Consider the following 231-nt stretch of genomic DNA (forward strand, 5'->3'; position numbering starts at 1 on the left):
AGGCCGCTGAGGTCGCCGGAGTCGCGCTCGGCCAGGGCGGCAGCCCGGAGGGGGACCAGCTCGGCCGGCCCCCGGGCATCGAGCGCCAGCCGGGCGGTCGCGATGGCCCGCGCGAGGGTCGACGTGAAGGCTGAGGCGAAGCGAAATCCTTCGTCCTGGAGCCGCAGCCCGGCCGAGCAGGCTTCCTGTCGGCCCCGCTCGGGGAGGGGTGAGTCGAGCAGTCCCGTGAAA

1 protein-coding gene is annotated in these 231 nt (G+C 74.9%); it reads right to left on the reverse strand.

Annotated features, from left to right (window positions below; translation table 11 throughout):
• Positions 1-231: histidine phosphatase family protein (locus tag AC0IXR_RS25225; RefSeq protein WP_471762626.1), on the reverse strand; the 231-nt coding region annotated here is incomplete at both ends.

This window comes from Methylobacterium sp. AC832 (assembly GCF_979256025.1).